Raw genomic sequence first — 21,860 nt, forward strand, 5'->3', positions numbered from 1 at the left:
CCGCGCCACCCTAGAGTGCGCGCCCCCCTTGGGCAACTCCTTCGCGCAACCCTCGCACGAAGCGCACTTTGCCCGGGACCCGGATGCCCGGCCGGCGCGGATGCTAGCCGTGGGCCGTGAGCACGTCCCTGACGACCGGCCCCGCCGTGTCGCCGCCGTGGCCGCCCCCGACGACCACGGCGGCCGCCGCGATGTCGTTCCGGTAGGCCGTGAACCAGGCGTTCGTGGTCTGCTGTCCGTCGATCTCCGCCGAGCCCGTCTTCGCGCCGATGTCCCCGCTGAGCCCGGACATCGCGCGCGCCGCCGTGCCGCTGGTGGCGGTGAGCCGCATCATGCTCCGCAACTGCCGGACGGCCGCCGGGCTCAGCCCGCGCTCCGTCTTCGCCTGCTCCTCCCGGATCAGGGACCGGGGCACGATGACGGGCTGCCGGAAGGTGCCGGTCTGGGCGGTGGCCGCCACCGAGGCCACGGTGAGCGGGTTCATCTGCACCCTGCCCTGCCCGATCAGCGCGGCGGCCTTGTCGTCCCCGCCACCTGTGGGCACCGAGCCGTCGAAGGTCTCCACCCCCACGTGCCAGGTGAGCCCGATCCCGAACACCGCCCGCGCCTCGTCGGCGACGGCGCTGTCGGACAGATCGCCGGCCAGCGACACGAAGGCGGTGTTGCAGGAGGCGGCGAAGTCCTGCGCGAAGGTGGCGGCCGGGTTCTCGCTGTCCTCGACGTTGTGGAAGGTCATGCCCTGCTGGTACGAGATCGTTTTGGGGCAGGGCACCGGACGGCCGGGGGTCACCTTGCCGGACTCCAGCAGCGCCGCCGAGGTGATGATCTTGAACGTGGAGCCGGGCGCGGTGGCCCCCTGGAAGGCCGGATTGAACTCCGTCCGGTCGGAGTTGGCCACTGCCAGTACCTCGCCCGTGCTGGGCTTGAGCGCCACCACCGAGGCCCCCGAGCGCCGCGCGACCGCCTCCTCGGCGCGGCTCTGCACCCGCGCGTCGAGCGTGGTGTGCACGGTGCCCGGCCTGCCCTTGGCCACCACGTGCAGGGTCTTCGCGGGTGTGTCGTCCACCCCGGCCGCCCACACCTCGATCCGGCCCCCGGTGCCCGAGGCGGCGGCGTACCGCTTGCGGAGTTCGGCCAGCACCGGGCCGAGCGAGGGATAGCGCTCCTTCGTCAGCTCCTTGCCGTCGCGGTCCACCACCCGGACCGACGGCGGGGCGGCGAGGCCCGTCCGCAGCGCCGGACGGTCGGCGGTCAGCTCGGGGTGCAGCACGGAGGGCATCCAGTCGACCAGCGGTCTGCCCGTCGTCCTGCCCCGCACCACCGACAGCTCGGAGGCGTAGCTCCAGCTGGCGCGGGTGCCCTCGTAGGAGATGTCGGCCCTGACGTCGAATGGCACCCGGGTCCCCTGCGCCCGGCCCGCCTTGAGCGTCAGCTTCGCCACATGGCCGTCGTGGCGGTAGCCGCTCAGCGCGGCCACGGCCGACGCGGCGTCGTTGGTGAGCTGCGAGGCCCTCACGTCGTTCTTCTCCGCCCAGGCGGCGAGGAAGTCCCGTGCGGTCTCCCGCACTTCGGACGCGCTGACCGGGCCGTCGTGCCCCGGCCCCCGGTCGCCGCCGGTGAGCCCGGTGTACAGGTTGTACGCGCCGAGGCCCGCGACACCCACGACCGCGACGGCCGTGACTCCGAGCACGACTCTTCCCACTGTGCGCATGGCGTGGTCCGCCCCCCAAGATCCCCCGATGATCCCCGAGCTGAGGTTGGCGCCCTGCCGCTCCACCCCCGCGTCAAGCGGCAGGGCGCACAACGAGTCCACAACCTATGGACCGTGACACTCCATCACAAGGGGCTACTTCAGGCCACAAGCGCACCGCGTGACCCGCGACACGCCCTCCGGGCGCGCCGCGACGGCTCACGCCGCCTGCTCGACCTCTCCCCGCAGCGCCCTGGTGTAGACCTTCAGCAGCCGACCGTATTCGGCCCGCTCCTGCGGACGCAGCGCCCGGCCGGCCCGCGCGCGCAAGAACACGCGGATGGCCTCGTTCGCCTGGTCGGTGGAGAGGGTGAGTAAAGCGGTTTCGGGGTGAGTAGGAGTCGGACGCATGGGAATAAGAGTACGGGCAGCCACTGACATCGGCACCGGTGCAAACCGTTCAAGTGCGCTGTTACCGCGGGTATGTGAGCAAGAACGCATCCGGTGCACGGCCCTGGACGGCCGCCGCCACCCCTCCACCAGCACGTCCGTCACCCCTCCACCAGCACGACTTCCAGCGTTCGCGGGCCGTGCACGCCCTCCACCCGGTCCAGTTCGATGTCGCTGGTCGCCGACGGGCCGGAGATCCAGGTCAGCGGGCGCTCCGGGGCGAGCCGTTCCAGGGCCTGCGGTACGGAGTCCACCACCTGCTCGGGGACCTTGATGACACAGATGTGGTGGTCGGGCACCAGCGTGATGCGCCGGCGCCCCTGGTCCGGCCCCGCGTCCAGTACGACGGTCCCCGTCTCGGCCACGGCCACCGCGCAGCCCGTGACAACGCTGGAGACCGCGTCCAGGTCGTGCGGGGTCAGCTCCGGGGTGTCCGGGATCCGCGCCACCTCCTCCGGGTCCGTGGCCGACAGCCACTCGGCGGGCAGCCCCGGCGGCACGACCACGCTCGTCGCGCCGCGCCCCGCCAGCAGCCGGGCGATCAGGGCCGGCAGCCCGGCCGCGTCGGTGCGGTGGACGATCGCCCGGTAGTCCGCGAGGTTCTCCGCGAGCAGATCCACGGTCTGCTCGGTGGTCCGGTCCCCGTGCGCCCGCAGGTAGTCGCGGTCCACGGGGGCGTCGGAGGGGCGCTCCGTGCGGGGCACGTCCGCCAGCGCGCGGCGGACGCGGGCCAGCACCAGGTCTCGGCTGCTCACGTCGTGCTCTTCCCCTCGCTCCGGTTCCCGTCGCCGTGTGTTCTCTGCCACCAGTCCCGGAACGGCTCGGCGGGCACGGCCGGCAGGTCCCGGGTGTCCGTCCACGCCCGCCCCGGCCCCGGCAGCCGGCGCGGATGGAAGCGGCGGGTACGGGAGGCGAGCCGCTGCCCGGCGCGCAGCACCCCCGGGTGGTCCAGGGCCCAGCGCGCCGCCCGCATCGCGGCGCGCTCCGCCGCGTGCCCCTTGGCGGGCTTGATCACGGCCCGGGTCCCGCGCACCGACGCCGGGCCGCCCTCGACCACCCGCTCGCGCAGATGGACCAGGATCTCCGGGATGTCGATGGCGACCGGACACACCTCGTAGCACGCCCCGCACAGCGACGAGGCGTACGGCAGCGAGGCGTCCAGCTCGCTCTGCGTGCCGCGCAGCTGCGGGGTGAGGATCGCCCCGATCGGCCCCGGGTACGCCGACCCGTACGCATGGCCGCCCGCCCGCTCGTACACCGGGCACACATTGAGACACGCCGAGCAGCGGATGCAGCGCAGCGCCTGGCGCCCCACGGTGTCCGCGAGGGTGTCGGTGCGCCCGTTGTCGAGCAGGACCAGGTGGAAGACGCGCGGGCCGTCGCCGTCGGTGGTGCCGGTCCAGGTGGAGGTGTACGGGTTCATCCGCTCCGCCGTCGAGGAGCGGGGAAGGAGCTGGAGGAACACCTCCAGGTCCCGCCACGTCGGCACCACCTTCTCGATGCCCACCACGGAGATCAGCGTCTCGGGGAGGGTCAGGCACATCCGGCCGTTGCCCTCCGACTCCACGACCACCAGCGTGCCGGTCTCGGCCACCATGAAGTTGGCGCCCGAGATGCCCACCTTGGCGTTCAGGAACTTCTCGCGCAGATGCAGCCGGGCCGCCTCCGCCAGGTCGGCCGGGGCGTCCGTCAGCCCCTCCGGGGCGGGGCGGCCCCAGCGGGCCATCCGGTGCGTGAAGATGTCGCGGATCTCGGTGCGGTTGCGGTGGATCGCGGGCACCAGGATGTGCGACGGCAGGTCGTCGCCGAGCTGCACGATCAGCTCGGCCAGATCGGTCTCGTACGCGCGGATGCCCGCCTCGGCGAGCGCGTCGTTCAGGCCGATCTCCTGCGTGGCCATCGACTTGACCTTGACCACCTCGCGCTCGCCGGTGGCCCGGACCAGCTCGGTGACGATCCGGTTGGCGTCCTCCGCGTCCGCCGCCCAGTGCACCTGGCCGCCCGCCGCCGTCACGGTGCTCTCCAGCCGCTCCAGGTAGTGGTCCAGGTGGCGCAGCGTACGGTCCTTGATCGCCGCGCCCGCGGCGCGCAGCCGCTCCCAGTCCGCCAGCTCGGCGACCGCCGCGGCGCGCTTGGCGCGGATCGTGTGGGTGGCGTGGCGCAGATTGGCGCGCAGCCGGGTGTTCTTCGTCGAGACGGCGGCCGCCTCGGGGAACGCGGGCATGCCCAGATAGGTGCCGGTCACCAGACGTCTCCTTCCGTGCTCGCCAGGATCTCGGCGATGTGGACCGGGCGGACGGTCGAGCCCTGGCGGGCGAGTGTCCCGCCGATGTGCATCTGGCACGAGTTGTCGACCGTGCACACCGTCTCCGCCCCGGTCGCGGTGATGTTGCGCGCCTTGTCGGCGCCCATCGCGGCCGAGACGGCGGCGTTCTTCACGGCGAACGTGCCGCCGAAGCCGCAGCACTCCTCGGCGCCCGGCAGCTCCAGCAGCTCGAGCCCCTTGACCGCCGCCAGCAGCCTGCGCGGCCGGTCGCCCAGGCGCAGCATCCGCAGCCCGTGGCAGGTGGGGTGGTAGGTCACGGTGTGCGGGTAGTACGCGCCCACATCGGTCACCTTGAGCACGTCGGTGAGGAACTCGGTGAGCTCGTAGGTCTTGGGGACCGCCGCGGCGGCCAGCTCGGTCAGCTCCTGGCCCCGGCCCTCGGCGGCGGCCTTCGCCCCGATCCTCGGGTAGTTGTCGCGCACCATGGCGGCGCACGAGCCCGAAGGGGTGACCACGTAGTCGTAGTCCTGGAACGCGGCGGCGTAGCGGCGGACCAGGGGCTCGGTCTCATGGCGGTAGCCGGTGTTGAAGTGCGGCTGGCCGCAGCAGCTCTGCTCCGGCGGGAAACCCACCTCGACGCCCAGCCGCTCCAGCAGGGTGACGACGGCCCGGCCGGTGCGGGGATACAGCGTGTCGTTGACGCAGGTGATGAAGAGCGCTACGCGCACGGTTCCTCCTCCTGGTCCTCGGCGCGGCCGCCCTCCACGAGGGCGGCCGCCCGGGACCACGCTGCTTGATCACCCGACGGCTCATACTGCCTCAGACGCTGGGTGCTGTGAAGCAGCTCCCGCAGGTCGGTGAGGCCACCGGTGAGCACGCCCGCGGTCCGGGCCTGGACCAGGACGTTGCCGAGCGCCGTGGCCTCCGCCGGGCCCGCGAGCACCGGCAGCCCGCAGGCGTCGGCGGTCAGCCGGCACAGCAGCTCGTTGTGCGCGCCGCCTCCGACGATGTGCACGGTGCGGACCGTACGGCCGGAGAGGCGCCGGGCGTCCTCGATCGCGCGCCGGTGCGCGAGGGCGAGGGAGTCCAGCACGCAGCGGGTGGTCTCGGCGGGCGTGCGGGGGACCGGCCGGCCGGCGCGGCGGCAGGCCTCCGCGATGCGGTCGGGCATCCGGTCCGGGGCGATGAACTCCGGCGCCCCGGCGTCCACCACCGAGCGAAGGGGGGCGCACCGGGCCGCCTCGTCCAGGAGTGTCCGCAGGTCCTGGGGCCGGCCCTGGGCCTCCCAGGTGCGCAGGCACTCCTGGAGCATCCACAGGCCCATGATGTTGCGCAGATAGCGGACCGTGCCGTCCACGCCCAGCTCGTTGGTGAAGTTGGCCCGACGGCTCGCCTCGGTGAGGACCGGGGAGTCGAGCTCGAGACCGGCCAGGGACCAGGTGCCGGTGGCGATGTACGCGAAGTCGGGCGAGGTGGCGGGGACGCCGACGACGGCCGAGGCGGTGTCGTGGGAGCCCACGGCGGTGACGGGCACGGGCTCCCCGATCCCGGTCGCGGCCATCGCTTCCTCGCACAGCGTGCCCGCCGGGTCGCCGGGGTGGCGTAGGGGCGGGAACAGCGACAGGTCGATGCCGAGCGCGTCGGCGACCGTGCGGGACCAGGTGCGGGTGCGCGGGTCGATCAGCTGGGTGGTGGAGGCGTTGGTCAGCTCGGTGCCGGCCTCGCCCGTCAGCCAGTACGAGACCAGGTCCGGGATGAGCAGGAGGCGGCGGGCGGCGCCCAGGGCCGGGCTGCCCTGGGCGGCGGTGAGCTGGTAGATCGTGTTGAACGGGAGGTGCTGGAGGCCGGTGGCCGCGTACAGCTCCCGGGGCGCGAGGACGGCCGCGACCTTCTCCGCGGTGCCGTCGGTGCGGCTGTCGCGGTAGTGGACCGGGTTGCCGAGCAGCGCCCCGTCCTCGCCCAGGAGGCCGTAGTCCACGGCCCAGGTGTCGATGCCGATGCCGGCGAGGCGGCCGCCCTTGGCCCGCACGGCTGCCGCCGCGGCGCGCAGACCGTCCAGGACGCCCTGGTAGAGGGCGAGGACGTCCCAGTGCAGGGTGCCGGCCACGCGGACCGGGCGGTTGGGGAAGCGGTGCGCCTCCTGGAGTTCGAGGGTGCCGGGGGCGACCGTGCCGACCATGACGCGGCCGCTCGACGCGCCCAGGTCTACGGCGGCGAAGCACTGGGGTGACGGTGTTGGGGGCACGGTGGGACCTCGTGGTGTGGTTGCTGTGCGCGGGGCGGAGGCCGGGGCGCGGGGGCCGGGGCGCGGGGGCCGGGGCGCGGGGGCCGGGGCAGGGGAGCCGGGGCAGGGGAGCCGGGGCGGGGGCGGGGTGCGGGGGCAGGGCGCCACCCCCGCACCCCGCCCCCTCATGTGCGGGTCAGCGCAGGAAGGCCGCCGCAACCCCCGCGTCGACCGGCACATGCAGACCGGTGGTGTGCGTCAGGTCGCCGCCGGTCAGTGCGAAGACCGCGTTCGCCACGTGCTCCGGCAGCACCTCGCGCTTCAGGAGCGTGCGCTGGGCGTAGAACTTGCCCAGTTCCTCTTCGGGGACGCCGTAGGTGGCCGCCCGCTGCGCGCCCCAGCCGCCCGCGAAGATCCCCGACCCCTGGACGACCCCGTCGGGGTTCACACCGTTGACCCGGATGCCGTGACCGCCCAACTCGGCGGCGAGCAGGCGCACCTGGTGGGCCTGGTCGGCCTTGGTGGCGGAGTACGCGATGTTGTTCGGGCCCGCGAACACCGAGTTCTTGGAGGCGATGTAGACGACGTCGCCGCCCATGTTCTGGTCGATCATGATGCGGGCCGCCTCCCGGGAGGCCAGGAAGCTGCCGCGCGCCATGATGTCGTGCTGGAGGTCCCAGTCCTCGGCGGTGGTTTCGAGGAGGGGTTTGGAGATGGAGATCCCCGCGTTGTTGACCAGGAGGTCCACGCCGCCGAAGGCCAACAGGGCCTGTTGGAAGGCCGCTTTGATCTCGTCTTCCGAGGTGATGTCCACGGTGACGGCGGTGGCCTTGTCCGGGCCGCCCAGGTCGGCGGCCACCGCCTCGGCGTTCTCCGCGTTGATGTCCGCCACCACGACGCAGGCGCCCTCGGCCGCCAGACGGTGCGCGATCGCCTTGCCGATGCCCGAACCGGCGCCCGTGACCAGCGCGACGCGGGTCGCCAGCGGCTTGGGCTTCGGCATCCGCTGGAGCTTGGCCTCCTCCAGTGCCCAGTACTCGATGCGGAACTTCTCCGACTCCTCGATGGGGGAGTACCTGGACACGGCCTCGGCGCCGCGCATCACATTGATCGCGTTGACGTAGAACTCGCCCGCCACCCGGGCCGTCTGCTTGTCCTTGCCGTAGCTGAACATCCCCACGCCCGGGACCAGCACGATCGCCGGGTCGGCGCCGCGCATCGCGGGGGAGTCGGGGGTGGCGTGCCGCTCGTAGTACGCCCGGTAGTCCGCGCGGTATGCGGTGTGCAGCTCCCTGAGCCGGCCGATCGCCTCGTCGAGGGGCGCCGCGGGCGGGAGGTCGAGGACCAGCGGGCGGACCTTGGTGCGCAGGAAGTGGTCCGGGCAGGAGGTGCCGAGCGCGGCCAGGCGCGGGTGTTCGGCGCGGGAGACGAAGTCGAGGACGGCGTCGGAGTCGTTGTAATGGCCCACCTGCGGGCGGTCCGTGGAGGCGAGCCCCCGCAGGACGGGGGCCAGGGCGGCGGCGCGGGCCCGGCGTTCGGCCTCGGGGAGCGGCTCGTAGCCGGGGAGGACCGGGCCGAAGGGGTCCGCCTTGCCGCGCTCGGCGAGGAACCGCTCGGCCGTGCGGATGATGCGCAGGGAGTTGGCCTCGCACGCCTCGGAGGTGTCGCCCCAGGCGGTGATGCCGTGGCCGCCGAGGACGCAGCCGATCGCCTCGGGGTTGGCCTTCTTGATGGCGGCGATGTCCAGGCCGAGCTGGAACCCGGGGCGGCGCCACGGGACCCACACCACCTGGTTGCCGAAACACTCCTTGGTGAGCGCCTCGCCGTCGGCGGCGCACGCGAGCGCGATGCCGGAGTCGGGGTGCAGGTGGTCGACATGGGCGGCGTCGACCAGGCCGTGCATGGCGGTGTCGATGGACGGCGCGGCGCCGCCCTTGCCGTGCAGGCAGAAGTCGAACGCGGCGACCATCTCGTCCTCGCGCTCCACCCCCGGGTAGACCTCGGTCAGTGCCCGCAACCGGTCCAGCCGCAGCGCGGCGAGACCCGCCTCGGTCAGGGTCCCCAGGTCGCCCCCGGAGCCCTTGACCCACATCAGCTCGACGTCCTGCCCGGTGACCGGGTCGGTCGCGGTCCCCTTGGCGGAGGTGTTCCCGCCTGCGTAGTTGGTGTTCCGGGGATCGGCTCCGAGGCGGTGCGAGCGCTGGAGCAGGGCGGCCGCTTCGGGGTGCGGTTCTGCGGTCATCTGATCTCCTTCGAGGAAATCCCGCCTTGCAGGGCGGGGAGGAATCGAGCCCCTGCCGAGCAGGGCAGGAAAGCCGGTTCGCCCCCAGGGCGGCCCGGCGCCGACCCGGCGCCTCCAACTGCCGCCGGGGAGTCACCAACTGATGGCCTGGTATGTGAGCCGTGGAGGCCGTACAGGTGCGGCGGGCGTTCAAGTACCGCTTCTATCCGACCGATGCGCAGGCAGCCGAGCTGTCGCGCACGTTCGGGTGTGTGCGGAAGGTCTACAACCTGGCCCTTGAGGCGCGCACGCAGGCGTGGACACTGCGACAGGAGCGGGTCAACTACAACGCCACCTCGGCGATGCTGACGGCGTGGAAGAAGACCGAGGAACTGGCGTATCTCAACGAGGTCTCCTCCGTCCCGCTCCAGCAGGCCCTGCGCCACCTCCAGACGGCCTTCACCCACTTCTTCGCCAGGCGCGCCGGGTATCCGCGGTTCAAGTCGCGGAAGAAGTCCCGGAAGTCCGCCGAGTACACCACCAGCGCCTTCCGCTTCCGCGCCGGCGAGCTGACCTTGGCGAAGATGACGGAGCCGCTGGAGATCGTGTGGTCCCGCCCCCTTCCGAAGGGCGCGTCGCCGTCCACCGTGACCGTGTCGCAGGACTCGGCCGGACGCTGGCACGTGTCCCTGCTGTGCGAGGACCCCACCGTGGGGCCGCTCGCCCCAACGGATGCGGCGGTCGGCGTGGATGCCGGACTGGACCACCTGCTGACCCTCTCGACCGGGGAGAAGATCTCCAACCCCCGGCACGAGCGGCGCGACCGTACCCGCCTGGCCAGGGCCCAGCGGCACCTTGCCCGCAAGGCCCCGGGCGAGGGCGCGAACCGGGCCAAGGCGAGGCGGAAGGTCGCCCGTATCCATGCCCGCGTCGCCGACCGCAGGCGCGACACGCTGCACAAGATCACCACTCGGCTCGTTCGTGAGAACCAAACGATCGTGATCGAGGACCTCACCGTTCGGAACCTGCTGAAGAACGGCAAGCTCGCCCGCGCCATCTCCGACGCGGCGTGGAGCGAGTTCCGGAGCCTGCTGGAGTACAAGGCCCAGTGGTACGGCCGCGAGGTGATCGCGGTCGACCGCTGGTTCCCCTCCTCCAAGCTGTGCTCCGTGTGCGGCACCCTGCGGGACAAGCTGCCGCTGCACGTCCGTACCTGGACCTGCGACTGCGGCACGACCCACGACCGCGACGTGAACGCGGCACGCAACATCCTGGCCGCCGGGCTGGCGGTATCGGCCTGTGGAGCCGGTGTAAGACCTCAACGGAGCACTCCGGGCGGGCAGTCGGCGACGAAGCAGGAACCCCCACGGCGCGAGCCGTAGGAACCCCCTCCTTCAGGAGGGGGAGGAAGTCAAGTTCTTCCCTCTGTGTGGTGGTGAAGTCGGCCGGTGTTCGGGGACCCGTTCCCGGGACCGCCGGGGCGGAGCCCCGCGCCGCGCGGCGGAGCGGCGGCGGAGGCGAGACACCCCCTACGCGCCCCAGCCCGCCTGCGTGCCGCCCACTCGCTCGGCCACGATCTTCTCCGCCCACCCGGAGGCCCGGTACGCCGCCATCGGGTCGGGGTCGATCCCCAGCTCCTCCCGGACCTCGGCGAGGAGCGGCCGTACGTCGGTGTTGTAGGCGTCCATGAGGACCGCGTTGGCGCCGAGGACATCGCCCGAGGCCTGCGCGGCGGCCAGCGCGTCGCGGTCCACCAAGAGCGCCTTCGCCGTCGCCTCCTGGACGTTCATGACCGAGCGGATGATCGCCGGGATCTTCGGCTCGATGTTGTGGCACTGGTCCAGCATGAACGCGACGCCCGAGTCCAGGCCGCCGCCGCGGACCACCTCGTACATGATCCGGAAGAGCTGGAAGGGGTCCGCCGCGCCGACCATGAGGTCGTCGTCGGCGTAGAAGCGGGAGTTGAAGTCGAACGCGCCGAGCCTCCCCTCCCGCAGCAGCAGCGCGACGATGAACTCGATGTTCGTGCCGGGCGCGTGGTGGCCGGTGTCCACGCAGACCTGGGCCTTGGGGCCGAGCTTGAGGCAGTGGGCGTAGGCCGTGCCCCAGTCCGGGACGTCGGTGGTGTAGAAGGCGGGCTCGAAGAACTTGTACTCCAGCAGCATCCGCTGGTCGTCGCCGAGCCGCTCGTAGACGGCCTGCAGGGCCTCGGCGAGCCGCTCCTGGCGGGCGGCGATGTCGTCCTGGCCGGGGTAGTTGGTGCCGTCGGAGAACCAGAGCTTGAGGTCGCGGGAGCCGGTCGCGTCCATGATGTCGACGCATTCGAGCAGGTGGGCGAGGGCCTTGCCGCGGATCTCGGGATCAGGGTTGGTGACCGAGCCGAGTTTGTAGTCGTCGTCCTGGAACACGTTGGAGTTGATCGCGCCGAGTTTCAGCCCGCGCTCCTCGGCGTACTTGGCGAGCGCCCCGTAGTCGTCCACCTTGTCCCAGGGGATGTGCAGGGCGACGGTCGGGGCCACGCCGGTGGCGGCGTGCACCTGGGCGGCGTCGTCGAGCTTCTCCTGGGGGGTGCGCGGGACCCCGGGCTGGGTGAACACCTTGAAGCGGGTTCCGGAGTTGCCGTACGCCCATGACGGCGTCTCGACGGCCTGGGTCTTGAGGGCCGCCTTCACGGCCGAAAGGTCAGACATACGGTCTCCTCGAAGGCAACTATGAAACGATTCAAGCGACGCTAACCGTGCGGATGGTCACGCGTCAAGCAGCGGTGCGGCTCCGGGCCGGGGCTCCCCGATCACGAAAAACGATTCAATCCAAAGCGCCTGGACCGTAGGGCCACCGGTCCTGGTGCGTCAAGAGGGGCCACAACGACTTGGTGTACCCGGTGCATACCCCCTTGACGGTGGCAAATCGCCGGGTTAGCTTCCCGAAACCCGGCTTTGAAACATTTCATTTACGCGGAGCCGGAAGGCCGCTCTCGTGGCAAGGAAGCAAGGAGACCCCACACCGTGAGCCAGGCTGTTCCGACCGGAGTTCCGGTCCTCGCCCTCAAGGGGGTGAACAAATCCTTCGGCGCCGTCCGCGCCCTGCGGGACGTCTCCCTCGAGCTGTTCCCCGGCGAGGCGCACGCCCTCGCCGGCGAGAACGGCGCCGGCAAGTCCACGCTCATCAAGACGCTCGCCGGGGTGCACCGCCCCGACTCCGGGCAGGTGCTGCTCGACGGCGCGCCGGTGGTCTTCCACGGCCCCGCCGACGCCCGCGACGCGGGCATCGCCGTCATCTACCAGGAGCCCACGCTCTTCCCCGACCTGTCGATCGCCGAGAACATCTTCATGGGCCGCCAGCCCCGGCGGCGGCTCGGCCGGATCGACCACAAGGCGGTGCGCGCCGCGACGGCCGCGCTGATGGGGCGGCTCGGCGTGGCCCTCGATCCCGACCGGCCCGCCCGCGGGCTGTCCATCGCCGACCAGCAGATCGTGGAGATCGCCAAGGCGCTCTCCTTCGACGCCCGGGTGCTGATCATGGACGAGCCGACCGCCGCCCTCACCGGCAGCGAGACGGCCCGGCTGTTCTCGGTCGTGGAGGCGCTGCGCGCCGAGGGCGCGGCGGTGCTGTTCATCTCGCACCGGCTGGAGGAGATCTTCCGGCTCTGCCAGCGCGTGACCACCCTGCGGGACGGCCGCTGGGTGGCCTCCGAGCCGCTGGCGGGCCTCACCGAGGACGACCTGGTGCGCCGCATGGTGGGCCGGGACCTGGACGAGCTGTATCCCAAGCAGGACACCCGGGTCGGCGAGACGGCGCTGTCCGTGCGGCGGCTGACCCGCGAGGGCGTGTTCCGGGACGTGTCCTTCGACGTGCGCCGCGGCGAGATCGTCGCGCTGGCCGGGCTGGTCGGCGCGGGGCGCACCGAGGTGGCCCAGGCCACCTTCGGCGTGGACCGGGCGGACGCGGGCGAGGTGCGGGTGGGCGGGAAGCCGCTGCGGCCCGGCTCGCCCAGCGCCGCGATGGCCGCCGGGCTCGCGCTCGTACCCGAGGACCGGCGGCAGCGCGGGCTGGTCATGGAGATGTCCATCGAACGGAACATCGGGCTCACCGGACTTGACCGGATCAGCGGCAAGGGGCTCGTCAAGCGGGCCCTGGAGCGGGGCCGGGCCGCCGACTGGGCCGTCAGGCTGCGGCTCAAGTACGGCAGGCTGAGCGATCAGGTCGGTGTGCTGTCGGGCGGCAACCAGCAGAAGGTGGTGCTCGCCAAGTGGCTGGCCACCGACCCGGCGGTGCTCATCGTCGACGAACCGACGCGCGGCATCGACGTCGGCACCAAGGCCGAGGTGCACCGGCTGCTGTCCTCGCTGGCCGCCGAGGGGCTCGCGGTGCTGATGATCTCCTCCGACCTGCCCGAGGTGCTGGGCATGGCCGACCGGGTCCTGGTGATGCACGAGGGCCGGCTGGTCGCGGAACTCCCGCGCGCCGAGGCCACCGAGGAGTCCGTCATGGCCGCCGCGACCGGCCGTACCGGCGAGGGGAGGGCCGCGGCATGACGGCCACCATCGACAAGCCCACGGCCCCGGCCGAGGCGGGCCGCTCTGCGCGCTCCCTGGTCGACACCGTCTTCCGCGCCCGCGAGATCAGCATCGCCGGCGCCCTGGTGCTCCTGGTGCTCTTCACCTGGATCGCCGAGCCCCGCTTCCTGGGCGGCCAGGGCGTCAAGGACCTGCTGCTCAACGCCGCGATCCTGGTGCTGCTCGCCGTCGGGCAGTCCGTGGTCGTGGTCACCCGCAACATCGACCTGTCGGTCGGCTCCGTGGTCGGGCTCTCCGCCTTCGCCTGCGGGAAGTTCGTGTCCGGCACGGACCACGGCCCGCTGCTGGTGGCCCTGCTGGGGATCGCGGTCGGCGCGGCCTGCGGCCTGGTCAGCGGCTCGCTCGTCAGCTTCGGGAAGGTGCCCGCGCTGGTGGTGACCCTCGGGATGCTCTACATCATCCAGGGTGTCGACTACTGGTGGGCGGAGGGCGAGCAGATCAACGCCGCCGATGTGCCGCAGTCCGTGCTGGACCTCGGCAGCGGCAGCGTGCTGGGCATCCCGTATCTGCCGCTGATCTCCTTCGCCGTGCTCGCCGCGACCGCGTACTTCCTGCGCACCTACCGCAGCGGCCGCGAGCTGTACGCCATCGGCTCCAGCCCGGAGGCCGCCCGGCTGGCCGGGGTGCCGATCCGCCGCCGGGTGCTGGGCGCGTACGTCTTCTCCGGCGCCGTCGCCGGCTTCGCGGGCTCGCTGTGGCTGGCCCGCTTCGGCACCGTCGTCGCGGACAACGCGCACGGCTGGGAGCTGACCGTGGTCAGCGCGGTCGTGGTCGGCGGCGTCGCCATCGTCGGCGGCACCGGCACGGTGTGGGGCGCGGCGCTGGGCGCGCTGCTGCTCACCACCATCGGCAGCGCCCTGTCCGTGCTGAAGGTCGACTCCTTCTGGGAGGACGCCATCGCCGGCGCCCTGCTGCTGGCCGCGATCAGCGTGGACCGGATCGTCAATGTGCGCATGACCCGCGCGCTGAGGAAGAGGAGCGCCCGATGAGGCTGCTGCGCACGGGGCTGCGCTGGGACACCGCGGTGGGCGTGCTGCTGGTGGCGGTCTTCGTCACGGGCCTCGGCACCACCGATGGCTTCGCGAGCCGCGACAACCTGGCCTTCGCCTTCAACGACATCGCCGAGGTGGCGCTGATGGCGCTGCCCATGACGCTGCTGGTGGTCGCCGGGCAGGTGGATCTGTCGGTGGCCTCGATGCTGGGGCTGAGCAGCGCCCTCACCGGCCAGCTGTGGGACTCAGGCTGGGCCTTCGAGACGATCGTGCCCGTGGTGCTGCTGGTCGGCGTGGCCGGCGGCCTGCTCAACGGCTGGCTGGTCACCAAGGTCGGACTGCCCTCGCTCGCCGTCACCATCGGCACCCTCGCCCTCTACCGGGGCCTGGCCTCCGTGGTGCTCGGGTCCAACGCCATCACCGACTTCCCCGAGAACTACGCCGCGTGGGCGGTGGACACCACCACCGTCCCCGGCACCTTCATCACCTATCCGGTGGCGCTGTTCATCGTGCTGGCCGTCGTCGCCGCGGTGGTGCTGCACGCGACGGGCCTGGGCCGGTCGCTGTTCGCCATCGGCGCCCAGGAGGACGCCGCGTACTACGCCGGCATCCGCGTGGGGCGCATCAAGCTCGCCCTGTTCGTGGTCACCGGGCTGGTGTCCGCCTTCGCGGGCGTGGTGTTCACCCTGCGCTACGGCAGCGCCCGCGCCGACAACGGCCAGGGCTTCGAGATGCTGGTCATCGCCTCCGTCCTGCTCGGCGGCATCGACTTCGACGGCGGGAAGGGCACCCTCTTCGGCGCGGTCGCCGGAGTGCTGCTCATCGGCGTCCTGAAGAACCTGCTGACCCTCAACGACGTGGCCAACGAGGTCCAGGTGATCGTCACCGGGCTGCTGCTGGTGGCGTCCGTCCTCACCCCCCGCCTGATCTCCACCGTCGGCGAGTGGCGCCACCGCAGAGCCGCCGCCACCTCCTCGAACTGACGCCCCGGCGCACCACCTCCCCCTTCCCCGAAAGGTCTCCCCATGTTCCTCCGCACGTCCTCCCGGCGCCGCGCCGCGGCGACCCTCGCCACGGCCTGTGCCCTGGCCGTCACCCTCGCGGGATGCGGCGGCACCACCAAGAAGGACTCCGACCACAACAGCGGCGGTGGCGCCAAGGCCACGGACGCCAAGGCCGACCCCGGCGCCCCGCTGAAGAAGGGGCTCAAGCTCGCCTTCCTGCCCAAGCAGATCAACAACCCGTACGAGAAGATCGTCGACGACGCGGGCATCGCCGCCGCCAAGGAGTTCAGCGGCGAGGGCAAGGAGGTCGGCCCCTCCGACGCCAGCGCCTCCTCCCAGGTCTCGTACATCAACACCCTCATCCAGCAGCGGCAGGACGCCATCCTGATCGCCGCCAACGACCCCAACGCGGTGTGCGGCCCCCTCAAGCAGGCCATGAAGAAGGACATCAAGGTCGTGGCCTACGACTCGGACACGGCCAAGGACTGCCGCCAGCTGTTCATCAACCAGGCCAGCTCCGAGGAGATCGGCCGCAGCCAGGTCCAGCACATCGCCGAACAGCTCGACTACAAGGGCGAGATCGCCATTCTCTCGGCCACCCAGAACGCGACCAACCAGAACACCTGGATCGAGTTCATGAAGGACGAGCTGAAGAAGCCCAAGTACAAGAACATGAAGCTGGTCAAGACCGCCTACGGCGACGACGACGACCAGAAGTCCTTCCAGGAGACCCAGGGCCTGCTGAAGGCCTACCCCGACCTGAAGGGCATCATCTCGCCCACCACCGTCGGCATCGCCGCGGCCGCCCGCTACATCAGCGGCTCCTCCTACAAGGGCAAGGTCGTCATCAACGGCCTCGGCACGCCCAACCAGATGCGCAAGTACGTCAAGGACGGCACCGTCGAGCAGTTCTCCCTGTGGGACCCGAAGAAGCTCGGCTACCTCGGCTCGTACGCGGCGGCGGCACTCGCCTCCGGGCAGATCACCGGCGCGGAGGGCGAGAAGTTCAAGGCCGGCAAGCTCGGCCAGTACACGATCGGCAAGGACGGCGAGGTCATCCTCGGGCCGCCCACCGTCTTCGACAAGAACAACATCGACGACTTCGACTTCTGAGGCGGCCCGGCATGCAGCGCGTCTGCTTCCTGCTGAAGGTCCGCCAGGACCGGCTCGCGGAGTACCGCGAGCGCCACGCCGCCGTCTGGCCCGAGATGCTCGAGGCCCTGTCCGCCGCCGGCTGGCACAACTACTCGCTCTTCCTGCGCGAGGACGGACTGCTGGTCGGCTACCTGGAGACGGAGGACTTCGCCGCGGCCCGGGCCGCCATGGACGGGACCGACGTCAACGCCCGGTGGCAGGCCGAGATGGCGGACTTCTTCGAGGCGCTGGACGGCGCGAAGCCGGACGAGGCGATGAAGCCGCTGACAGAGGTCTTCCACCTCGCGTAGCCCCGGGGGCCGGGGACCGCCTCTCCCCGGGCGGCCCCCGAACCCGCGGCGCGGCCGCCACCGGACAAGGAACCGACGACACGAAGGACCCGTCATGAACGCACGCACCCCCGCCGTCGCCCGCAAGCCGAAGATCGGGCTGGTCGCGGGCGGACTCGGGGCGTACTGGCCCCAGTTCCCCGACCTGCTGCCGCAGCTGCGCCGCTCCGCGGAGCGGGTCACCGAGCGCATGCGGGAGTTCGACGCCGAGGTCGTCGACGTGGGCTTCATCTCCGACGCCCAGGAGGGCGCGGTGGCCGCCGAGAAACTCCGCGCCGCCGACTGCGACCTCATCGTCGGCTTCCTCACCACCTACATGACCGCCACCATGCTGGTCCCCATCGCCCAGCGCAGCGGCGCCCCCGTCCTGCTGATCAACCTCCAGCCCACCGAGGCCATGGACCACGCGTCCTTCGACACCGGCGCCTGGCTCGCCTACTGCGGCGCGTGTCCGCTGCCCGAGATGGCGAACGCCTTCGAACGGGTCGGCGTCCCCTTCCGCTCGGTGTCCGGGTATCTGGAGGACCAGCGGGCCTGGGACCGCATCGGCCGCTGGATCCGGGCCGCCGGGGTGCGGTCCGTGCTGCGCCACGGGCGCCACGGGCTGATGGGCCACCTGTACCCGGGGATGTACGACGTGTCCACCGACCTCACCATGGTCACCGGCAATCTCGGCGGCCATGTGGAGGTGCTGGAGTTCGACGACCTGCGGGTGCGCGTCCAGCAGGTCGAGGACGACGAGGTCGAGGCGAAGCTGGCCGAGACCCGCCAGGTGTTCGAGCTCGCCGACTCCGTCGTCGAGGAGGACCTGACCTGGGCGGCCCGGGTGGCCGTCGGCCTGGATCGGCTGGTGGCCGACTTCGACCTGGACTCGCTGGCGTACTACCACCGGGGACTGGACGGCGAGATCCACGAGAAGCTGGGCGCGGGCATGATCCTCGGCTCCTCGCTGCTCACCGCCCGCGGCGTCCCGGCGGCCGGCGAGTACGAGCTGCGCACCTCGCTGGCCATGCTGATCTGCGACCGGTTCGGCGCCGGCGGCTCCTTCACCGAGCTGCAGGCGCTCAACTTCCGGGACGCGGTGGTCGAGATGGGCCACGACGGGCCCGGCCATCTGGCCATCAGCGAACGCAAGCCGCTGCTGCGCGGCCTCGGCGTCTACCACGGGAAGCGCGGCTGGGGCGTGTCCGTCGAGTTCGACGTCCGGCACGGCCCGGTCACCCTGGTGGGACTCGGCCAGACCCGGGACGGCCGCTACAAGATCGTCGCCTCCGAGGGCGAGGTGGTCGGCGGCCCGCTGCTGCGGATCGGCAACACCACCTCGCGCGTCGACTTCGGCTGTGACCCGGGGGAGTGGACCGACGCCTGGAGCGCGAGCGGCGTCGCCCACCACTGGGCGCTGGCCACCGGCCGGCTGCTGCCCGAGCTGCGCGCCCTGGCCGACCTCACCGGCCTGGAGCTTGTGGAAGTCGCCGCTTGATGGCACGTCCGGTGGGGATCAAGGAGGTGGCCCGCCAGGCCGGGGTCTCCGTCGGCACGGTCTCCAACGTCATCAACCGCCCGGAGTCGGTGTCGGAGGAGACCCGGGCCCGGGTCCTGGCCACCATCGAACGGCTGGGCTATGTGCGCAGCGAGTCGGCGCGCCAGCTCCGGGCGGGGCGCAGCCGGATCATCTCGCTGCTGGTGCTGGACATGGCCAACCCGTTCTTCGTGGACGTGGCCAGTGGCGCGGAGCGGGCGGCGCGCGAGGCCGGGCTCGGGGTGATGGTGTGCAACAGCGCCCAGAGCCCCGAGGAGGAGGCGGAGTACCTGGCGCTCTTCACCGAGCAGCGGGTACGCGGCGTCCTGGTCACCCCCGCCGACATCACCGGGCGGAACCTGGAGTCCTTCCGGCGCCACGGCATCCCCTTCGTGTTCGTCGACCGCGTGGTGCCCAGCGCGGAGGGCTGCTCGGTCTCGGTCGACGACGTCATCGGGGGCACGCTCGCCGTCCGCCACCTCCTCGCCCACGGACACCGCTCCCTCGCGTACGTCAGCGGCCCCATGCAGCTCGCCCAGTGCCACGACCGCCGCACCGGCGCGCTGCGCGCCCTGCGCGAGGCAGGCCTGGACGGGGACGCGCTGCGCCATGTCGAGGTCGAGCGGCTCGATGTGGCGGCGGGGCGGGACGCGGGGGCGCGGCTGCTGGGCATGTCGCCGCGGCCCACGGCCGTGTTCTGCGCCAACGACCTGCTGGCGCTCGGGGTGCTGCAGGCGCTGTACGGGGCCGGGGTGTCGGTGCCCGAGGAGATGGCGCTGGTGGGCTACGACGACATCGAGTTCGCGGCGGCGGCCGCGGTGCCGCTGACCTCGGTGCGCCAGCCGGCGTTCCGGATGGGGCGTACGGCGGCGGAGCTGCTGATCGAGGAGACGGACGAGACGGCATACGCCCACCGGCACCAGCGGATCGTGCTGCTGCCGGAACTCGTGGTCCGCGGATCGAGCCTGGCACGGCCGCGCTGAACCCGGAGATCGGGACGAGGACCGCGTCGCGGACGGCCTAGCATGGGTCCCGCGGCCCCCATCGGCCGCGGGAAGGCGGCGGTCGAAGGTCGTGGGACGCATGGTAGGGATCAAGGACGTCGCGCGGCAGGCGGGCGTGTCCGTCGGTACGGTCTCCAATGTGATCAACCGGCCGGAGATGGTCGCCGAGGCCACCCGCCACCGGGTGCACGCCGCGATCGAACGGCTGGGCTATGTGCGCAGCGAGTCGGCGCGCCAGCTCCGGGCGGGGCGCAGCCGGATCATCTCGCTGCTGGTGCTGGACATGGCCAACCCGTTCTTCGTGGACGTGGCCAGTGGCGCGGAGCGGGCGGCGCGCGAGGCCGGGCTCGGGGTGATGGTGTGCAACAGCGCGCAGAGCCCCGACGAAGAGGCCGACTACCTCGCCCTGTTCGCCGAGCACCGCGTGCGCGGGGTGCTGGTCACCCCCGCCGACGCCGCCGGGCAGAATCTGCGCAACTTCCGGCGCCACGACATCCCGTATGTCTTCGTGGACCGTGAGATGCCGGACGACCAGGGCTGTTCGGTGTCCGTGGACGACATCGAGGGCGGCGCCCTCGCCGGCCGCCACCTGATCGCCCAGGGGCACCGCGCCCTGGTCTACGTCAGCGGCCCGATGCAACTGCCCCAGTGCCAGGACCGGCACAAGGGCGTGCTCGCCGCGCTCGCCGAGGCCGGCATGGAGCCGGAGGCGCTGGTGCACATCGAGGCCGAGCGGCTCGACGTGGCGGCGGGGCGGGACGCGGGGGCGCGGCTGCTGGGCATGTCGCCGCGGCCCACGGCCGTGTTCTGCGCCAACGACCTGCTGGCGCTCGGGGTGCTGCAGGCGCTCTTCGCGGCCGGGGTGTCGGTGCCGCACGACGTGGCGCTGGTGGGGTACGACGACATCGAGTTCGCCTCGGCCGCGGCCGTACCGCTGACCTCCGTACGGCAGCCCGCCTTCCGGATGGGCCGTACGGCGGCGGAGCTGCTGATCGAGGAGACCGGCGAGGACGCCGACGCGCACCGGCACCGGCGCATCGTCCTGCGGCCGGAGCTGGTGGTCCGCGACTCGACCCTGGCGGCCGCCGGCCGCCACGGGCGGGGCGCCTAGGACCGGGTTCCACCGGCCTGGGACCTCACGCGGCTGTCGGCGCTCCGGTCCAAGCGACAGACGCGACCGAGGCGACCGACGCGGCCGGGGTGGGCGACGCCGGCGACGCGGCCGCCGGCGCTCGGGCTCAGGCGACCGGTGCGAGCGGCGCGGTCGGCGCTGTGGCGCGCTCGGGCGCCGCGAGCAGTGCCTTGATCTCCCGTACGGCGGCCCGCCCCGCCCGGTTGGCGCCGACCGTGCTCGCCGACGGGCCGTAGCCGACCAGGTGGACACGGGGGTCGCGAAGCGCCCGCGTGCCCTCGACGGCGATCCCGCCGCCCGGCTCGCGCAGCCTCAGGGGCGCGAGGTGGTCGATGGCGGCGCGGAAGCCCGTGGCCCACAGGATGACGTCGGCGTCCACGGCCCGCCCGTCCGCCCAGGCCACGCCGGTCGGGGTGATCCGCTCGAACATCGGCTTCCGGTCGAGCACGCCCTTCGCGCGGGCCCGCTCCATCGCCTCGGTCATGGGCAGCCCGGTCACGGACACCACGCTGAGCGGGGGCAGCCCGCGCCGCACCCGCTCCTCCACCATGGCCACGGCCGCCCGCCCCTGCTCCTCGCCGAACGGCCCGGAGCGGAACACCGGCGGCCGGCGCGTCACCCAGGTGGTCTCCGCGGCCACCTCGGCGATCTCCAGGAGGTGCTGCACGCCGGAGGCCCCGCCCCCGACGACGACCACCCGCAGCCCGGCGAAGGCCTCAGGACCCGGGTACTGGGCGGTGTGCAGCTGCCGCCCGCGGAACGTCGTCTGGCCGGGGTAGCGGGGCCAGAAGGGCCGGTCCCAGGTGCCGGTCGCGTTGATCAGCGCGCGGGTGGACCACACCCCCGCCAGGCTCTCCACCCGCAGCCGCCCGCCCTCGCCCTCGCGCACCGCCGCCACATCGACCGGACGCGCGACCCGCAGGTCGAAGGCGGCCTCGTAGCGCGCGAAGTACTCCGTGATGACCTCGGACGACGGCCGCCCGTCGGCCGCGCCGGTCAGCCGCATGCCCGGCAGGTCGTACATCCCGTGCACCTTGCCGTACGTCAGCGACGGCCAGCGGAACTGCCAGGCGCCCCCGGGGCCGGGGGAGTGGTCGAGCGCGACGAAGCCCGTGCCCGGCTCGAACCCCGCCCGTCGCAGGTGGTAGGCGCTGGACAGCCCCGCCTGCCCGGCGCCGATGACCACGACGTCGACCTCGCGCACCGCTGCTGTGTCGTTCACGCTTCCACCAACGACGGCGGGCGGCCGGATCTTCCCGGCCGTGTCCCTCGCGGTAGGGTCCGACGTCTCGGGTGG

18 protein-coding genes are annotated in these 21,860 nt (G+C 72.4%); 9 read left to right on the forward strand and 9 right to left on the reverse strand.

Going from position 1 to position 21,860, the window contains the following annotated elements; translation table 11 throughout:
* Nucleotides 1–103: 103 nt before the first annotated feature.
* The 7 genes from BBH68_RS27305 to BBH68_RS27335 all read right to left on the reverse strand — a co-directional run bounded on the left by BBH68_RS27305 (nt 104) and on the right by BBH68_RS27335 (nt 8,872).
* Complete coding sequence (locus tag BBH68_RS27305) at nt 104–1,711, reverse strand: penicillin-binding transpeptidase domain-containing protein (protein WP_065966348.1); 1,608 nt, start codon at nt 1,709–1,711, stop codon at nt 104–106.
* Nucleotides 1,712–1,909: 198 nt separating this feature from the next.
* Nucleotides 1,910–2,101 (reverse strand): hypothetical protein, encoded by a 192-nt coding sequence (locus tag BBH68_RS27310; RefSeq protein ID WP_065966353.1) that lies wholly within the window; start codon nt 2,099–2,101, stop codon nt 1,910–1,912.
* 140 nt (nt 2,102–2,241) lie between these two features.
* Complete coding sequence (locus tag BBH68_RS27315) at nt 2,242–2,895, reverse strand: LutC/YkgG family protein (RefSeq protein ID WP_065966354.1); 654 nt, start codon at nt 2,893–2,895, stop codon at nt 2,242–2,244.
* On the reverse strand, nt 2,892–4,385 hold the full coding sequence (locus BBH68_RS27320) for a lactate utilization protein B (protein ID WP_065966355.1): 1,494 nt from the start codon (nt 4,383–4,385) through the stop codon (nt 2,892–2,894). The genes BBH68_RS27315 and BBH68_RS27320 overlap by 4 nt, the downstream gene beginning before the upstream one ends.
* Nucleotides 4,382–5,134, reverse strand: a complete 753-nt coding sequence (locus BBH68_RS27325) for a (Fe-S)-binding protein (protein ID WP_065966356.1) — start codon at nt 5,132–5,134, stop codon at nt 4,382–4,384. The genes BBH68_RS27320 and BBH68_RS27325 overlap by 4 nt, the downstream gene beginning before the upstream one ends.
* A complete protein-coding gene (locus tag BBH68_RS27330; protein ID WP_065966357.1) occupies nt 5,125–6,585 on the reverse strand; it encodes a rhamnulokinase in 1,461 nt (486 codons plus the stop codon). The genes BBH68_RS27325 and BBH68_RS27330 overlap by 10 nt, the downstream gene beginning before the upstream one ends.
* Nucleotides 6,586–6,826: 241 nt before the next feature.
* Nucleotides 6,827–8,872 carry a bifunctional rhamnulose-1-phosphate aldolase/short-chain dehydrogenase gene (locus BBH68_RS27335; protein ID WP_065966358.1) on the reverse strand — a complete coding sequence of 682 codons (2,046 nt, stop codon included), beginning with the start codon at nt 8,870–8,872 and terminating at the stop codon, nt 6,827–6,829.
* 161 nt (nt 8,873–9,033) lie between these two features.
* On the opposite strand from BBH68_RS27335, the gene BBH68_RS27340 reads away from it, so the two are divergent.
* Nucleotides 9,034–10,233, forward strand: coding sequence for an RNA-guided endonuclease InsQ/TnpB family protein (locus BBH68_RS27340; RefSeq protein ID WP_065966359.1), 1,200 nt, complete (start codon nt 9,034–9,036; stop codon nt 10,231–10,233).
* 147 nt (nt 10,234–10,380) lie between these two features.
* Here BBH68_RS27340 and rhaI read toward each other — a convergent pair whose 3' ends face one another.
* On the reverse strand, nt 10,381–11,541 hold the full coding sequence (rhaI, locus tag BBH68_RS27345; RefSeq protein WP_065966360.1) for an L-rhamnose isomerase: 1,161 nt from the start codon (nt 11,539–11,541) through the stop codon (nt 10,381–10,383).
* 315 nt (nt 11,542–11,856) lie between these two features.
* Between rhaI and BBH68_RS27350 the strand changes: the two genes are divergently transcribed.
* The 8 genes from BBH68_RS27350 to BBH68_RS27385 all read left to right on the forward strand — a co-directional run bounded on the left by BBH68_RS27350 (nt 11,857) and on the right by BBH68_RS27385 (nt 20,542).
* Nucleotides 11,857–13,386, forward strand: a complete 1,530-nt coding sequence (locus tag BBH68_RS27350) for a sugar ABC transporter ATP-binding protein (RefSeq protein WP_065966361.1) — start codon at nt 11,857–11,859, stop codon at nt 13,384–13,386.
* Nucleotides 13,383–14,417, forward strand: coding sequence for an ABC transporter permease (locus BBH68_RS27355; protein WP_065966362.1), 1,035 nt, complete (start codon nt 13,383–13,385; stop codon nt 14,415–14,417). The genes BBH68_RS27350 and BBH68_RS27355 overlap by 4 nt, the downstream gene beginning before the upstream one ends.
* Complete coding sequence (locus BBH68_RS27360; RefSeq protein WP_065966363.1) at nt 14,414–15,403, forward strand: ABC transporter permease; 990 nt, start codon at nt 14,414–14,416, stop codon at nt 15,401–15,403. Before BBH68_RS27355 ends, BBH68_RS27360 begins: the two co-directional genes overlap by 4 nt.
* A gap of 42 nt (nt 15,404–15,445) precedes the next feature.
* Nucleotides 15,446–16,537: a rhamnose ABC transporter substrate-binding protein gene (gene rhaS, locus BBH68_RS27365; protein WP_065966364.1), complete on the forward strand. Its 1,092-nt coding sequence runs from the start codon at nt 15,446–15,448 to the stop codon at nt 16,535–16,537.
* Between the two features lie 11 nt (nt 16,538–16,548).
* The gene (locus tag BBH68_RS27370; RefSeq protein ID WP_065966365.1) at nt 16,549–16,869 is read left to right on the forward strand and encodes an L-rhamnose mutarotase; all 321 of its coding nucleotides are present in this window, start codon (nt 16,549–16,551) and stop codon (nt 16,867–16,869) included.
* A 94-nt stretch (nt 16,870–16,963) separates the two neighbouring features.
* A complete protein-coding gene (locus BBH68_RS27375) occupies nt 16,964–18,388 on the forward strand; it encodes an L-fucose/L-arabinose isomerase family protein (protein WP_065966366.1) in 1,425 nt (474 codons plus the stop codon).
* Nucleotides 18,388–19,410 carry a LacI family DNA-binding transcriptional regulator gene (locus BBH68_RS27380; protein WP_065966367.1) on the forward strand — a complete coding sequence of 341 codons (1,023 nt, stop codon included), beginning with the start codon at nt 18,388–18,390 and terminating at the stop codon, nt 19,408–19,410. The genes BBH68_RS27375 and BBH68_RS27380 overlap by 1 nt, the downstream gene beginning before the upstream one ends.
* A gap of 100 nt (nt 19,411–19,510) precedes the next feature.
* Complete coding sequence (locus BBH68_RS27385; protein WP_065966368.1) at nt 19,511–20,542, forward strand: LacI family DNA-binding transcriptional regulator; 1,032 nt, start codon at nt 19,511–19,513, stop codon at nt 20,540–20,542.
* Nucleotides 20,543–20,669: 127 nt separating this feature from the next.
* On the opposite strand, the gene BBH68_RS27390 is transcribed toward BBH68_RS27385, so the two are convergent.
* Nucleotides 20,670–21,767 carry an NAD(P)-binding domain-containing protein gene (locus BBH68_RS27390; protein ID WP_065966369.1) on the reverse strand — a complete coding sequence of 366 codons (1,098 nt, stop codon included), beginning with the start codon at nt 21,765–21,767 and terminating at the stop codon, nt 20,670–20,672.
* Nucleotides 21,768–21,860: the final 93 nt, after the last annotated feature.

This window comes from Streptomyces sparsogenes (genome assembly GCF_001704635.1).
GTDB lineage: Bacteria > Actinomycetota > Actinomycetes > Streptomycetales > Streptomycetaceae > Streptomyces > Streptomyces sparsogenes.

Excerpts from the sequence above, each read along its gene's own strand:
- BBH68_RS27375 (WP_065966366.1), top strand. The coding sequence starts at position 16,964 with ATGAACGCACGCACCCCCGCCGTCGCCCGCAAGCCGAAGATCGGGCTG.
- rhaI (WP_065966360.1), bottom strand. The coding sequence starts at position 11,541 with ATGTCTGACCTTTCGGCCGTGAAGGCGGCCCTCAAGACCCAGGCCGTC.
- BBH68_RS27360 (WP_065966363.1), top strand. The coding sequence starts at position 14,414 with ATGAGGCTGCTGCGCACGGGGCTGCGCTGGGACACCGCGGTGGGCGTG.
- BBH68_RS27370 (WP_065966365.1), top strand. The coding sequence starts at position 16,549 with ATGCAGCGCGTCTGCTTCCTGCTGAAGGTCCGCCAGGACCGGCTCGCG.
- BBH68_RS27305 (WP_065966348.1), bottom strand. The coding sequence starts at position 1,711 with ATGCGCACAGTGGGAAGAGTCGTGCTCGGAGTCACGGCCGTCGCGGTC.
- BBH68_RS27385 (WP_065966368.1), top strand. The coding sequence starts at position 19,511 with ATGGTAGGGATCAAGGACGTCGCGCGGCAGGCGGGCGTGTCCGTCGGT.
- BBH68_RS27330 (WP_065966357.1), bottom strand. The coding sequence starts at position 6,585 with ATGGTCGGCACGGTCGCCCCCGGCACCCTCGAACTCCAGGAGGCGCAC.
- BBH68_RS27310 (WP_065966353.1), bottom strand. The coding sequence starts at position 2,101 with ATGCGTCCGACTCCTACTCACCCCGAAACCGCTTTACTCACCCTCTCC.
- BBH68_RS27355 (WP_065966362.1), top strand. The coding sequence starts at position 13,383 with ATGACGGCCACCATCGACAAGCCCACGGCCCCGGCCGAGGCGGGCCGC.
- BBH68_RS27335 (WP_065966358.1), bottom strand. The coding sequence starts at position 8,872 with ATGACCGCAGAACCGCACCCCGAAGCGGCCGCCCTGCTCCAGCGCTCG.
- rhaS (WP_065966364.1), top strand. The coding sequence starts at position 15,446 with ATGTTCCTCCGCACGTCCTCCCGGCGCCGCGCCGCGGCGACCCTCGCC.
- BBH68_RS27380 (WP_065966367.1), top strand. The coding sequence starts at position 18,388 with ATGGCACGTCCGGTGGGGATCAAGGAGGTGGCCCGCCAGGCCGGGGTC.